This window comes from Amycolatopsis rhabdoformis, from assembly GCF_035918295.1.
Taxonomy (GTDB): Bacteria; Actinomycetota; Actinomycetes; order Mycobacteriales; family Pseudonocardiaceae; genus Amycolatopsis; species Amycolatopsis rhabdoformis.
Genome location: NZ_CP142149.1, coordinates 9,566,418 through 9,580,321, shown reverse-complemented (window position 1 = coordinate 9,580,321; position 13,904 = coordinate 9,566,418). Strand labels below are relative to the sequence as shown.

The window sequence follows — 13,904 nt, the reverse complement described above, 5'->3', positions numbered from 1 at the left end:
AAAACCGGCCCCGTCCGTTCCCCCCGAGCGCGCCCACAATGGGTACGCCCGAGGGGAGGATCGATGGCCGACACCGTGACCAGGCCCGTTCCTGTTCCGCTGCGGCCGGCGTGGCGCGGCCCGAAGGGCGGCCTGATCGTCCAGCTCGCCCGCACCACGGACCACAAGACGATCGGTGTCCTCTACCTCACGACGTCGTTCGCGTTCTTCCTCGTCGGCGGCCTCACCGCGCTGCTGATGCGCGCGGAGCTCGCACAGCCCGGCATGCAGTTCCTGTCACCCGAGCAGTACAACCAGCTCTTCACCATGCACGGCACGATCATGCTGCTGCTCTACGCGACCCCGAACCTCTTCGGCTTCGCCAACTTCATCGTGCCGCTGCAGATCGGCTCGCCGGACGTCGCGTTCCCGCGGCTCAACGCGTTCTCCTACTGGCTGTACTTGTTCGGCGGGTTGATCGTGATCAGCAGCTACGTGACGCCGGGCGGCCCGCCCGACTTCGGCTGGACCGCCTACACACCGCTGTCGAACGCGATCCACTCCCCCGGTATCGGCGGTGACCTGTGGGTGGCCGGGCTGATCGTGTCGGGGCTCGGCACGATCCTGGGCGCGGTGAACATGGTGACGACCATCGTCACGCTGCGCTGCCCCGGTATGACGATGTGGCGGATGCCCATCTTCACCTGGAACATCCTGCTCACCGGCGTACTGATCCTGCTCGCGTTCCCGATCCTCACGGCCGCGCTGTTCGGCCTGCTCGCCGACCGACATATCGGCGCGCACGTGTTCGACCCGGCCAACGGCGGCGCCATCCTCTGGCAGCACCTCTTCTGGTTCTTCGGCCATCCCGAGGTCTACATCGTCGCGCTGCCGTACTTCGGCATCGTCACGGAGATCATCCCGGTCTTCAGCCGCAAACCGCTGTTCGGCTACCGGACGATGGTGTTCGCGACGATCGCGATCACCGGCCTCTCGGCCACGGTGTGGGCGCACCACATGTTCGCGACCGGTGCCGTGCTGCTGCCGTTCTTCTCGTTCATGACGTTCCTCATCGCCGTGCCCACGGGAATCAAGTTCTTCAACTGGGTCGGCACGATGTGGCGGGGCCAGCTCACGTTCGAATCGCCGATGCTGTGGTCCATCGGCTTCCTCGTGACGTTCCTGCTCGGCGGCCTCACGGGCGTGATCCTGGCCGCGCCGGCACTCGACTTCCACGTGCACGACTCGTACTTCGTCGTCGCCCACTTCCACTACGTGCTGTTCGGCACCATCGTGTTCGCCACGTTCGCCGGCATCTACTTCTGGTTCCCCAAGATCACCGGCCGCATGCTCGACGAACCGCTGGCCAAGTGGCACTTCTGGACGACGTTCATCGGCTTCCACACCACGTTCCTGATCCAGCACTGGCTCGGCGACGCCGGCATGCCGCGCCGCTACGCCGACTACCTGCCCAGCGACGGCTTCACCCTCATGCACACCATTTCCACGATCGGGGCGTTCATGCTGGGTGCTTCGGTGCTGCCGTTCATCTGGAACGTGGTGAAGAGCTACCGCTTCGGCGCCCGCGTCGACACCGACGACCCCTGGGGCTACGGCAACTCCCTCGAATGGGCCACCACCTGCCCGCCGCCGCGGCACAACTTCCTGGAGCTGCCGCGGATCCGGTCCGAACGTCCCGCGTTCGAGCTGCACTACCCGCACATGGTCGAGCGCCTGCGCGAAGAGGGCCACGTGAAACGCGGTGGCCGGCACCGCTCGATGCCCAGCGAGGCCGCGACCGACGCCCTCACCCCGCCGCGTAACCAGGACCGCTGATCGAAAGTGTCCTACGCTGCCTTGAGGAGGGCGGACCATGGACTCTGCGGCGCAGCGGCTCAAGAAGTACCGGGAGATGCGCGACTTCGAGCGCACCGCCGAGCCCGCGGGCGCCGACGCGGCCGCCTCGCCGGGAAACCGCTTCGTGGTGCAACGCCACCGCGCGCGTCGCCGGCACTACGACCTGCGGCTCGAACTGAGCGGTGTGCTCATCAGCTGGGCCGTGCCGAAGGGTCCGACGCTCGACCCCAAGGTGCGGCGCATGGCCGTGCACGTGGAGGACCACCCGCTCGAATACGCCGATTTCGAGGGCGTGATCCCGCGCGGCGAGTACGGCGGCGGCGACGTGATCGTGTGGGACCGCGGCACCTGGGAGGCCGTGGACACCGACGACCCCGAGCAGGCGCTGGCCGACGGCAACCTGCACTTCGACCTGTTCGGCGAAAAGCTCGCCGGCCGGTTCGTGCTCATCCACCCCAGCCGCGACGGCGACGGCAAGCAGTGGCTGCTGCTGCACAAGCAGGACGACCACGCCACTGCCGGCTGGGACGCCGAGGACCACCCGAAGTCGGTGAAGAGCGGGCTCACCAACGACGAGATCAAGGCCGCTCCCCCGGCGTTGTGGCGCGGCGACCTGCCCGCCGCCGAGGCGGAGCAGAAGCTCAAGCCGGTGTTCCGGCCCGCGTCCGAGGCCGAGCTCGACGCGCTCGGCGAGCTGGGCATGAAGGGCTCCTGGGCCGTCGCGGGCCGCAAGCTCGCGCTCACCAACCTCGACAAGGTGCTCGTGCCCGGGCGGGACGGCGAAGACCCGATCACCAAACGCGAGCTGATCCGCTACTACACGCGCGTCGGCCCGACGATGCTGCCCTACCTCGCGAACCGCGCGCTCAACACCAACCGGTTTCCCGGCGGCATCGAGAAACCCGGCTTCTGGCACAAGGAAGTGCCCGACCACGCGCCGAAGTGGCTGCACCGCTGGCACTACGAGGAAGCCGACGCCGACGACGTGCAGCAGTACCTCGTGCCCGAGGGCGTCGCGGATCTGGCGTGGCTGGCCAACTTCGGCGCACTCGAGCTGCACGCGTGGACGTCGCGGATCGAGGACGTCGAGCACCCCACGTGGACGCTGTTCGACATCGACCCCGGGCCGGAGACGTCGTTCGACGACGTGCTCGCCCTCGCGCGCCTGCACCGCACCGCGCTGGAGCACCTCGGGCTCGTCGGGCTGCCGAAGGTGACGGGGCAGCGCGGGATCCAGGTGTGGGTTCCGGTGGAACCGCGCTACACGTATGCGGAGACGCGCAAGTGGGCCGAGACCGTGTCGAAGACGATCGGACGCACGTTGCCGGACCTCGTGAGCTGGGCGTGGCACAAGGATCGCCGCGGCGGCAAGGCGCGGCTGGACTACACGCAGAACGTGCTGAACAAAACGCTCGTGGCGCCCTACAGCGTGCGCCCGCGCGTGGGGGCGCCGGTTTCCGTGCCGCTGCGCTGGGAAGAGCTCGACGATCCGGAACTCACGCCCGACCACTGGACGATTCGGACGGTCCTCGACCGGATCGAGGACGTCGGGGATCCGTTCGAAACGCTGCTGGGTGTGGAGCAGCAGCTGCCGGAGCTGTGACATTTCCCGGTTTCACCCGGACCTGGAGCGCACTCCAGGCCTAGGGTCGGGGCCATGCGATTCGGACTCTTCGTTCCCCAGGGTTGGCGCCACGACCTCGTCGGCATCGACCCGGCTGACCACTGGACCACCATGCTCGACCTCGCCCGGTTCGCGGACGAGGGCCCGTACGAATCCATCTGGGTTTTCGACCACTTCCACACCGTGCCGGTGCCGAGTGACGTGGAAGCCACGCACGAAGCGTGGAGCCTCATGGCGGCCTACGGCGCCGCGACTTCGCGCGTGCGGCTCGGCCAGATGTGCACCTGCATGGGCTACCGCAATCCGGCCTACCTCGCGAAGGTCGCCGCCACCATCGACGTGATCTCCGGCGGCCGCGTGGAAATGGGCATCGGCGCCGGCTGGTACGAGCACGAGTGGCTCGCCTACGGCTACGGCTTCCCGAGCGCCGGCGAGCGCCTCGCGATGCTCGACGAGGGCGTGCAGATCATGCGCCAGCTGTGGACCGAGGGCAAAGCCACCCTCGACGGCAAGCACTACCAGATCGACGGCGCCATCTGCCGCCCCCTTCCCTTGCAGGACGGCGGAATCCCCCTGTGGATCGCCGGCGGCGGCGAGAAGAAGACGCTGCGCACCGCCGCGAAGTACGCCCAGTACACCAACTTCGTCGGCGACGTCGAGGGCTTCAAGCACAAGTCGTCCGTGCTCGAGGCGCACTGCAAGGACGTCGGCACGGACTTCGGATCGATCGTGCGGTCGGCGAACTACAACGTGGTGATCGGCGAGAACGAGAAGGAGGTGGAGGATCGGCTCGCGTGGGTGCGGTCGCACTACGAGCCGCATCTGCCTGCGGACGTTCTGGAGTCCACGGTTGCCGGGTACCGCAAGGGCCTGCTGGTGGGTACGCCGGAGAAGATCGTGGAGCGGCTGAAGGAGCTCGAGGGGTTGGGGATGACGTACACGATCGCCAATTTCCTGGAGTCGGCTTATGACCGGTCTGGGGTGGAGTTGTTCACTTCGAAGGTGATTCCGGAGTTGAGCTGAGGTTTTTGGGGTTGGTGGCCGGCCGGTGCCTGTTGGGGGTGCCGGCCGGTTTTTTTGCGGCTGGCGACGTCTGTCGACTTGGTTTGTGGGTTTTCGTCGCTGGGCTGGGAATCACACGTGTGGGGTACGGTTCGGCTGGCGGGGGTGCGGTTCACCGGTTGACGCCCGTTGCCTCTTGGGCGATCTATTTGGTTGTCGGGTCAGGAGAATCCCGTTTGCGCGCGCTCTCATGAGCCGCATCGGACGGGTTGTCCACAGGTAGCTCGAGTTGTGGACAACTACCCGGTTACCGAGTGGTTTCGCCAAAATTGTCGGCCCTGGGCGGTATCCTGGACTAGGGACGCCCCCCTTGGGAGGGCGGGGGTCTTGTCTCGGCGGGGCCGGGCGAGGTCACGGATCGGGCGTCGCGCGGCTTGAGCCGTTGCTGCCGGTGTCGGAGCGGGATCGGCGGTTGCGGGTCATCGGCAGGTCCCGAATGCGATTCCGCGGAAGTTGCGCACTCGTGCACCGTGGCGTGACCTGCCGGAACGGCATGGGCCGTGGAAGACCACACACGAGTGGTCGCGGTTGTGGACTGCTGACGGGACGTGGCAGCGGATCTTGGACGAGGCTCGGACGTTTCCGCGGCGGCTGAAGCACCAAGATTCATCTTGCTGTGGACGGGCGGGGACTTGCCGACGCGCGTGTTGCTGACCGGCGACCAGGCCAGTGACAATCCGCAATTGTGTCCACTGCTGGAGGCCATTGCGGTCGCTCGAGGTGGCACGGGCCGGCCACGATGCCGACCCGCCACGGTGATCGTTTACAAGGCCTACTCGCACCCCTCCACCCGCCACGCGATGCGCACACGGCGGATCGCTTCGCCAGGCCCTAGCGTGACGACCAAATCGCCCGCCGCGCCGCGATAGGCTCCCGCGGCGGGCGGCCACCCGGCCTCGACGCCGAGACCCGCAAGCAGCCCAACGTGGTCGAACGCTGCTTCAACAGGCTCACACAGTTCCGCGACCTGGCCACCCGCTACGCCAAACGCGCAGCCCACTACCAAGTCCAACTCACCATCGCCGCCATCATCCTCTGGCTCGGATGACCTACAGGACAGACTCTAGGGACACCTCCTGGGAGGGCGGGGGTTTTGTCTCGGCAGGGCGGGGCTGGCCTCGCATAGGGTGGGCACGGTCTGCGTCGCACGCGTGATCGTCGAGGAGTGCCTCGCCGGGTCAAGGTGGCAGCGGAAAGGGCGCCGAAGAACCGTCCCTTGTAGACCCCGGACCGGCCCTCAGACCAAGCCCTCCAGCACATCCGGCAAAGCCACCAACACCGTCGCCACCACAGCGAACGGCACGGTCCACAAAGCGACGAACCCCAGCTGCCGCAAAGAACGCACCCCCGCCCCACCACGACGCCGAGCGCGAGCACCGTCAACACCCCGAACGTGGGAGTGCCGAAGTGGGGCCATTCGCGGGCGGCGTCCGCGAGGATCAGGCCCAGGGCGGAGGCCGTGGCGAGGGTGCCGGGGCGGGTGGGGGTGCCGACGAAGCGGAAGGCGAGGCCGAGGGTGCCCGCGAGGAGCGCGAGGGTGCACCACAGGAGCACCGTCTGGGCGTCGATCGAGTAGGGCATGCCGGAGTACTTGAGGCCGTACACGACCTGCTTGCCGACGTAGAAGGTCACCACGGCCGGCAGGAGGGCGGCGACGGTGCGGGCGTAGGCGCGGCGCGGGCCGCAGCCGGCGGAGACGGCGACGACCAGCACGATCCACAGCAGGAACGAGTGGGCGAGGATGCGCAGGTCGGTGTAGTACGCGACGGCGGCGAAGGCGCCTGAAGCGAGTCCGCCGAGGACGGCGAGTGCTTCGCCCAGGCCGAGAGGTCGGCGGGTCGGTGTATCGGTTGTCGGGGCCCCCATGTGCGGACTGTACCGACAGCGGAGGGCCCGAGGTCAGCGTTTGGTCAAGACCACCAGGTACCGGCAGGCCTCCGCCGTCGGGTTCACGTAGGTGCACGCCACCGGGCGGCCCAGTTGCAGGCAGTCGCCCGGGGAGAGGTCGTGGGTGGTGGCGCCTTCGAGGAAGCGGAGGTGGCCGGAGAGGACCCAGATCTGGTGGTCCGCGAAGGCGTACGCGTCGGCCGGGAAGCTGACCGAGGCGCCGGCCGGGAGGGAGACCTCCACGAGTTCCGTGGAGGTGCGCGCGGGTGGGGAGACGGCGCGGCGGACGTAGCCGGTGACGGGGTCGGTCCAGGTCGGTTGGTCGGCATGGCGGGCCAGGTGCTGGTCGGGGCCGCTTTCGGCGCGGGCGATGAGTTCGGAGAGGGTGAGGCCGAGGGCGGAGGCGAGGCGGCTCAGCAGCACGGCCGTGGGCTGCGCCTCGCCGCGTTCGATCTTGCCGATCATCGCGCGGGAGACGCCCGAGCGGTCGGCCAGGGTTCCCGCCGACAGCGCGTGGGCCAGGCGTGCGTCGCGCAGGGTCTCGGCCAACGAGGTCGACAAGGGGTCCGTCACAAAAGTCTACTATAGCAAACAAGTAGCGCTACTATAGTGCTCATGCTGATCCGGGACGCCGATGAGCGCGACGCCGAAGCCTGCGCGGCGATCTATGCGCCGTACGTCGAGAACACGACCATCACGTTCGAGACCGAGCCGCCGACCGCCACCCAGATGGCCGAACGCATCACCCGCGCCGCGAAGACGCACGCGTGGCTCGTGGTGGAGATCGACGGGCGCGTGGCCGGGTACGCGTACGGCGGGCCGTACAAGGAGCGCGCGGCGTATCGCTGGTCGTGCGAAGTAAGCGTGTACCTGGAGCTGGGGAGGCGACGCAGCGGCGGCGGGCGGGCGCTCTACGAAGCGCTCTTCGCACGGCTGGCCGAGCGCGGGTTCCGGACGGCCGTGGCGGGGATGACGTTGCCGAACGAGCCCAGCGTCGGGCTGCATCGGGCGCTCGGGTTCGAGCCGATCGGCACGTACCGGCGGATCGGGTGGAAACACGGAGCGTGGCGGGATGTGGCGTGGGCGCAGCGCTCGCTGGTGGCCGATTCGGACGAATCACCGGAGGAACCACGCTGAGCGGTGCAGAATGGGTGCCATGAGCGCCGACCTCGACGAGCTGCGCAGACTGCGCCGGGCCCGTGACCGCATGGACCGCGAGTACGCCGAGCCGCTCGACGTGCCGGCGCTGGCGCGCACCGCGCTGATGTCGACGGCGCACTTCAGCCGCCGGTTCCGCGACGCCTACTCCGAGACGCCCTACTCCTACCTCATGACGCGACGCATCGAGCGCGCCAAAACGTTGCTGCGCAACGGTTACACCGTCACCGAAGCGTGCTTCGCCGTCGGGTGTACGAGCCTGGGGTCGTTTTCGGCGCGGTTCACGGAGCTCGTCGGCGAGACGCCCTCGGCGTACCGCGCGCGCGACCACGGGCACGTCGCCGCGGTGCCACCGTGCCAGACGATGGTGGCCTCGCGGCCGCGCAAGACCGGTGGCGCGCCGAGGGAGAGCAGTTTCGGAGAAGCGTCCGTCGGCGCGCCCGCCTAATCTCACGGTATGACTGTTTCCATCGCCGCCGTGCACATGGTCGTCGACGATCCCGACGCGGCCGTCGCCTTCTACCGGGACACGCTGGGGTTCAAGGTCGGCAAGGAGGTCGCCAACGACGGCTTCCGCTGGGTCACGCTCACCACCGACACCCAGCCCGAGATCGAGATCGTGCTGTCCCAGCCGCACGCCGGCCGGTCGAAGGCCGACGGCGACACCGTGGCCACGCTGCTCGCCAAGGGCGAGCTCGGCGGGATCAACCTGCGCACCGACAACCTCGACGAGACGTTCGCCAAGGTCGCCGCCGCGCCGGGCGCCGAGGTGCTGCAGGAGCCGACCGACCAGTTCTGGGGTGTGCGCGACGCCGCCGTGCGCGACCCGGCCGGCAACCTGATCCGGATCGCCCAGGCCTGACCAAGCGCCTGGGTAACGCCAGATCGACGCCGGATCAGTCGCCGCTGATGTCGAGCTCTTCGATGTCCTGCTCGAGGCGGGCGCGCCAGGACCACTGCGGCTGGGCCCAGTCGGTGTCGTCGGCCGGGGGTTCGCCGAGCGGCAGCGCCTGGTCGGCCACGCCGTGGGTCACGCGGTAGGCCAGCGCCGACGTCGCCGCGCGGATCCACCGGTCCCCCGCCGCCCCGGACGGCGGGGCGACGCCGAACGCGTGCGTGAACCACACCGGCAGCAGCGCGCTGGACCCGATGGCGTCGGTGATGCGTTCGCGCAGCTTGGAGTGCAGCTCTTCCCAGTCGCGTTCGGACTTCTCGATCTGGGGCAGCACGCGGGTGCGGGTGACGTCGTCGGCGTCGAGCATCTGGCGCGCGGCCTCGGCGTCCTTCACCGCGGCGGGCAGCCGGCGGTCGAGCACGCCGCGGCGGTGGGCGACCACTTCGGACAGTCGCGCCTGCGCTTCGCCCCGGCGCGGCTCGCCCTGCTGCGTGGTCGCGAGCACGCCGAGCACGTCGATGAGCGCGGATTCGCTCTCTGCCAACGCTTCGCGCGCCTGCGGCAGCCGCGCGAGGTCCTCTTCGTACGGCCGGCGCTGCGTGGCCGTCATCAGCTGCGCGGCCAGCGCGTGGCGGCGTTCGGCGTCGGCGGCGAGCTTGCGCAACGCGGGCCCGACGTCGTCGAGGTCCACCACCGGCACCTTCTCCGACACCCGCACCGCGCGTTCGAGCAGCTGCAGCCGCTGGCGCAGCCGTTCGAGCTGGCGCGTGGCCACGTCGAGGCGCGATTCGTGGCGGGCCTGGGCGTCGGAGAAGGACTCGAACGTCTCCCGCAGCTCGGTGAGCTCACGCCCGGTGCGCGACTCGAGGTCGACGACGGTCTCCTGCATGCCGTCGACGGTGTCGGACAGCGCGTCGAACTCGCTGTCCTGCTCCTCGGTTTCCTCGTAGTACTCGGTGTCGGGGTAGTACTCGGAGTAGGTCATCGGACCTCCTGCACCAGGAACACGACCGTGAGCGCGGCGGCGAGCGCGGCCAGCACCACCAGGATCGCCTGCACCGCGCCCGGGACCAGCAGCGACGCGGCCGTGAGCCCCGCCCCGGCCGCCGCCGTGTACGCCGCGCGCAGCCGCCGGTCCACCATCAGTGGCGTGGGCCCCAGCGGCCCGAGCGCGATCCGCAACCCGGCGCCGACCAGCGGCACCGCGAGCAGGATCCACACCGCACTGATCCCGCCGAACAGCATGAGCGCACCCGCGACCATCCCGACAGCGACCGGTGCCGCCGCCAGGTACAACGCCAGCCGTTGCGCGCCGGCGCGATGCTGCTCCAGCTTCGCGGCGCGCACCTGCTCGGTCGCGATCTCCACCTCATGCTCCGTGCGCAACAGGTCCTCGGCGGCGTCGACCAGGCCGTCGAGGGCGCGCGTGCGCTCGTCCCCGGCTTCCGGCAGCGCGGCCAGCCCCGCCCGGAGGCTCTCCTGCACCCGGGCGACGCGCGCCGTCGCCTGCTCGCGCTTGTGCTGCGCTGGCGTAGTCACTCGGCCACTGTAGGTACGAATCGCGCCAACGCCCGGGAACGACGCGGCTTGTCGCCGGGTGTCGCCGCCGGTCAGATGACGCCGAAGAGGCAGAAGCCGCCGTCGGGCCCCTTTCGCAGCATGAAGGTGGAGCTGAACGGCAGCGAATTTCCGGAGTGGTCCGAGTCGACGTGCACGAACTGCGTGATCTCGTGCAGCGGCTCGGCGTCCCGGACGCGATAGTTCCCCGCCTGCGGATCCGCGAAGTGGCCGTGCACCAGCGACGCCGGGCTCTCGTCCGCCGATTCGCACACGTACGCGGCGGCACCGTCGAGGTCGTGGACGTTGAGCTTGCCGAGCAACTCGGTCATGAACTGCGGCTCCGGCAACGTGCGCGACGCGCCGACCGGGTGGTTCTTGTTCAGGAAGAACCCGGGCGCGACGAAGCCCGTGATCGCGACGCCGGCCGCCAGCACCACCACCACGCCCAGGCAGATCCAGAGCCACAAGAGGCTCTTCTTCTTGGGCTGCCGCGGGTAGCCGGGCGGCGGATGGCCGGGCTGAGCCCACTGCTGCTGTGAGTACGGCTGTTGCTGCGGATACTGCGGTTGCCGGTACGGCTGCTGCGGATACGGCTGCTGGGGGTACGGCCCGCCCGGCTGCGGTGGATGCGTCATCGTCGCCCTCGGAATCTCACGCAGAGCAAGGTACCGACCACCGAGCGCGGCCGCTCGTGGTTCCGGGCGAAAGGCCGGAAAGCGGCAGCCGGAAATCCGGGATCTCCCCGACGCGACCGAGCCCGGGACCGGGCAGAATCGAGCGGTGCGGATCAGCTTGCTCGGCCCCCTGGAGGTCCGGACGGACGACGGCGCGCCCGTCGAGATCGCCGGTGCGCGGCTGCGGGCGCTGCTGAGTGCGCTGGCGCTCGAGCCCGGCCGTGAGGTGTCGGCGGCGAGGTTGGTCGACGCGGTGTGGGGTGAGCAGCCGCCGGCGACGGCCAACGCGTTGCAGGCGCTCGTGTCGCGGTTGCGCCGGGCCGGGGTGGCGATCGAGTCGACCTCGCTCGGGTACCGGGTGGCGGCGAGCGTGGACGCGACGCGGTTCGAAGAGCTCGTGACGACGACGCGGCACAAGACCGACGCCGAAACGGTCGTCCTCCTGCGCGAAGCCCTCGCCCTGTGGCGCGGGCCGCTGGCCGCCGACAGCGACTACTTCCAGGGCCCCGTCACGCGGCTCACGGAGCTGCGCCTGAAGGCCGTGGAAGACCACGCCGAGGCGGCGCTGCGGCTCGGCGGAAGCGGAATCGAAGGCGAAGAGCTCACGGCGGAGCTCACCGAGCTGCTGGTCGAACACCCGTTGCGCGAACGGCTGGCCGGCGCGTTGATGCGCGCGCTCTGCGCGGCGGGCCGGCCGGCGGAGGCGCTGACGGTGTTCGACCGGCTGCGCAAGACGCTCGTGGAAGAGCTCGGCGCCGATCCGTCGCCGGCGTTGTCCGCGCTGCACACCGCGATCCTGCGCGAGTCCACTGTGGACGAGCCGGCCGACGTGCGCACGAACCTGCGCGCGGGGCTCACCAGTTTCGTCGGCCGGGACGCCGACGTGGGGCAGGTCGGCAAGCTGGTCGGCGAATACCGGCTCACCACGTTGACCGGGCCGGGCGGCGCGGGGAAAACGCGGCTGGCCACGGAAACCGCGCGCACGCTGCTCGACCGGTCGCCCGGTGACGTCTGGTTCGTCGCGCTCGCCACGGTCACCGACGCCGACGTGGCGCAGGCCGTGCTCAGCGCGCTGGGCCTGCGGGAGCAGGGGCAGCTCGGCCTCGTGGCCGGCGGGACGGCCACCGACCGCGCCGTGAGTGTGCTGCGCGACCGAGAAACGCTGCTGGTGCTGGACAACTGCGAGCACGTGATCGACGCCGCGGCCGAGCTGGCCGACCGGCTGCTCGGCGAGTGCCCGCGGCTGCGGATCCTCACGACGAGCCGGGAACCACTGGCCGTGACGGGCGAAGCGCTGTGGCCGGTGGAACCGCTGGCGCTGCCGCCGGAAGGCGCGAGCGTGCCGGAAGCCATGTCGTGCGCGGCGGTTCGGCTGCTGGCCGACCGGGCCGCCGCGGTGCGGCCCGGGTTCGAGGTGGACGAGACCACCGTCGGTGCCGTCACGCGCATCTGCCGCGCGCTCGACGGTATGCCGCTGGCCGTGGAGCTGGCGGCGGCCCGCCTGCGCTCGCTCACCGTCGCGCAGCTGGCCGCGCGGCTCGACGACCGGTTCCGCCTGCTCAACGCCGGCAGCCGCACCGCGATGCCGCAGCACCGCACGCTGCGCGCGGTCGTCGACTGGAGCTGGGAGCTGCTCTCCGACGCCGAACGCACGCTGCTGCGCCGGCTCGCCGGGTTCTCCGGCGGCGCCACGGCCGAGGCGGCCGCCGCCGTGGCGGACACCGGCGACGCCGCCGACCTGCTGGCCGCGCTCGTCGACAAATCGCTTCTCGTCGTCTCCCCCGCGGAAGAACCGCGCTACGGCATGCTCGAGACGATCAAGGCCTACGCCGCCGAACGCCTCGACGAGGCGGGCGAGCGCGAAGCCGTGCGCCGCGCCCACGCGGAGTGGTTCGCGCGGTTCGCCGAGACGGCCGATCCGCACCTGCGCTCCGCCGAGCAGCTCGAGTGGCTGGCCCGGCTCACCGCCGACCACGGCAACCTCACCGCGGCCGTGCGCGGCAGCATCGCCGCCGGCGCCGCGGCGATGGCAGTGCGGCTCGTGATCGCCACCGCGTGGTTCTGGCTGCTGGCCGGGCACAAGGCCGAAGGCGAGGAACTCATCACGGCGGCGCTGGCCGTGCCGGGTGAGGTCGACGCCGAGGACCGGGCCGCCGCCAACGCGCTCGCCGCCGTGTTCGTGACCGCCGGCCTCGCCGAGTTCGACTCGGCCGACGAGTACCTGCACGCCGCGCTGGAGCTGAGCGACCGGACCACCCGCCACCCCGTGCTGCGGTTCATGGTTTCGCTCCACGAACTGTTGTCCGGCCTCAAAACCGGGGCGCCCCCGAGCCTGGACAGCCTGGCCGAGCTCATCGAGGACGACGACCTCTGGCTGCGGGCGCAGGCGCGGCTGAACCGGGCCCAGCTGATGCTGGCCGGCGGTGGCGGGCAAGCGGCCGCGGAGGTCGACATCGCCGAGTCCGTGCGGCTGTTCCGGCTCGTCGGCGAACGCTGGGGCACGTCGCTGGCGCTCGGCACCCTCGCCGACCTCGTGGCCCGCCGCGGCGACCTGCGGCTCGCGATCGAGCACTACGGCGAAGCCATCACGGTCGTGTCCGAGATCGGCACGCTCGAAGACGTGCTGTGGGTGCGGGCGCGCCAGGCGCAGCTGTACTGGCTGCTCGGCGACGTCGAGGCCGCGGACGCGGCGCTGGCCCAGGCCGATCGTGACGCGGCGGTGGTCGTGTATCCCGACGCGCTCGCCGGGCTGGCGCAGGCCAAGGCGGACATCGCGCGCTGGCGCGGTGACGCCGCCGAGGCGCGCGCCCAGTTCGACCGGGCCGAAGGGCTGCTGCGGCACTTGTCGGTGCACCCTTCGTTCCAGGCGACGGTGCTGCTGTCGCGGGCGTACTTGGCGGCCGAGGCCGGTGACCTGGTTTCGGCGGCGCGCCAACGGCGCGAGGCCGTGCGGCTGGCCGCGGGTGACGCCGGGTACCTGGCCCAGGCCGTGGTGAGCGTGGCGGACCAGGCCGTGCGGATCGGGCGCGCCGGCGATGCGGCCCGGCTGCTGAAGACGGCCGACGAATTGCGTGGCGGGCCGGACTGTTCACTGCCGGATCTGGTGCGGCTGCTGAAGATCGTGGACGTCGAGGGCGCGGAAGCGTTCGACGAGACCGAACTCACGGCCGTGGTGGAGTCCGTGCTCGGCTGAGGGCCCGGCGAGAAC

12 protein-coding genes and 1 pseudogene are annotated in these 13,904 nt (G+C 70.4%); 8 read left to right on the top strand and 5 right to left on the bottom strand.

Translation table 11 applies throughout. The features are described from left to right. Positions 1 to 63: 63 nt before the first annotated feature. From ctaD to VSH64_RS48590, 4 genes and pseudogenes are all read left to right on the top strand, one after another. Positions 64 to 1,815, top strand: a complete 1,752-nt coding sequence (gene ctaD / locus VSH64_RS44645; protein WP_326568764.1) for an aa3-type cytochrome oxidase subunit I — start codon at positions 64 to 66, stop codon at positions 1,813 to 1,815. 37 nt (positions 1,816 to 1,852) lie between these two features. Continuing rightward, positions 1,853 to 3,439 (top strand): non-homologous end-joining DNA ligase, encoded by a 1,587-nt coding sequence (gene ligD / locus VSH64_RS44640; RefSeq protein WP_326568763.1) that lies wholly within the window; start codon positions 1,853 to 1,855, stop codon positions 3,437 to 3,439. Positions 3,440 to 3,493: 54 nt separating this feature from the next. After that, positions 3,494 to 4,483: an LLM class F420-dependent oxidoreductase gene (locus VSH64_RS44635; RefSeq protein WP_326568762.1), complete on the top strand. Its 990-nt coding sequence runs from the start codon at positions 3,494 to 3,496 to the stop codon at positions 4,481 to 4,483. A gap of 462 nt (positions 4,484 to 4,945) precedes the next feature. Continuing rightward, positions 4,946 to 5,176 (top strand): annotated as a pseudogene (locus tag VSH64_RS48590) (transposase); the annotation flags it as partial. Positions 5,177 to 5,521: 345 nt separating this feature from the next. Here VSH64_RS48590 and VSH64_RS44625 read toward each other — a convergent pair. Further along, complete coding sequence (locus tag VSH64_RS44625; RefSeq protein ID WP_326568761.1) at positions 5,522 to 6,388, bottom strand: hypothetical protein; 867 nt, start codon at positions 6,386 to 6,388, stop codon at positions 5,522 to 5,524. 33 nt (positions 6,389 to 6,421) lie between these two features. Continuing rightward, positions 6,422 to 6,982: a helix-turn-helix domain-containing protein gene (locus tag VSH64_RS44620; RefSeq protein ID WP_326568760.1), complete on the bottom strand. Its 561-nt coding sequence runs from the start codon at positions 6,980 to 6,982 to the stop codon at positions 6,422 to 6,424. 42 nt (positions 6,983 to 7,024) lie between these two features. On the opposite strand from VSH64_RS44620, the gene VSH64_RS44615 reads away from it, so the two are divergent. The 3 genes from VSH64_RS44615 to VSH64_RS44605 are packed head-to-tail and all read left to right on the top strand — an operon-like array spanning position 7,025 to position 8,429. Next, complete coding sequence (locus VSH64_RS44615; RefSeq protein ID WP_326568759.1) at positions 7,025 to 7,546, top strand: GNAT family N-acetyltransferase; 522 nt, start codon at positions 7,025 to 7,027, stop codon at positions 7,544 to 7,546. Between the two features lie 19 nt (positions 7,547 to 7,565). Then, complete coding sequence (locus VSH64_RS44610) at positions 7,566 to 8,015, top strand: helix-turn-helix transcriptional regulator (RefSeq protein ID WP_326568758.1); 450 nt, start codon at positions 7,566 to 7,568, stop codon at positions 8,013 to 8,015. Between the two features lie 9 nt (positions 8,016 to 8,024). Continuing rightward, positions 8,025 to 8,429 carry a VOC family protein gene (locus VSH64_RS44605; protein ID WP_326568757.1) on the top strand — a complete coding sequence of 135 codons (405 nt, stop codon included), beginning with the start codon at positions 8,025 to 8,027 and terminating at the stop codon, positions 8,427 to 8,429. A gap of 34 nt (positions 8,430 to 8,463) precedes the next feature. Here VSH64_RS44605 and VSH64_RS44600 read toward each other — a convergent pair whose 3' ends face one another. The 3 genes from VSH64_RS44600 to VSH64_RS44590 form a co-directional block, all read right to left on the bottom strand. Next, positions 8,464 to 9,447 (bottom strand): hypothetical protein, encoded by a 984-nt coding sequence (locus tag VSH64_RS44600; protein ID WP_326568756.1) that lies wholly within the window; start codon positions 9,445 to 9,447, stop codon positions 8,464 to 8,466. Continuing rightward, complete coding sequence (locus VSH64_RS44595; protein WP_326568755.1) at positions 9,444 to 10,001, bottom strand: hypothetical protein; 558 nt, start codon at positions 9,999 to 10,001, stop codon at positions 9,444 to 9,446. The genes VSH64_RS44600 and VSH64_RS44595 overlap by 4 nt, the downstream gene beginning before the upstream one ends. 71 nt (positions 10,002 to 10,072) lie before the next feature. Further along, a complete protein-coding gene (locus VSH64_RS44590) occupies positions 10,073 to 10,657 on the bottom strand; it encodes a hypothetical protein (protein WP_326568754.1) in 585 nt (194 codons plus the stop codon). Positions 10,658 to 10,802: 145 nt separating this feature from the next. Here VSH64_RS44590 and VSH64_RS44585 point away from each other — a divergent pair, with 145 nt between their 5' ends. Beyond that, a complete protein-coding gene (locus VSH64_RS44585) occupies positions 10,803 to 13,889 on the top strand; it encodes a BTAD domain-containing putative transcriptional regulator (protein ID WP_326568753.1) in 3,087 nt (1,028 codons plus the stop codon). Positions 13,890 to 13,904: the final 15 nt, after the last annotated feature.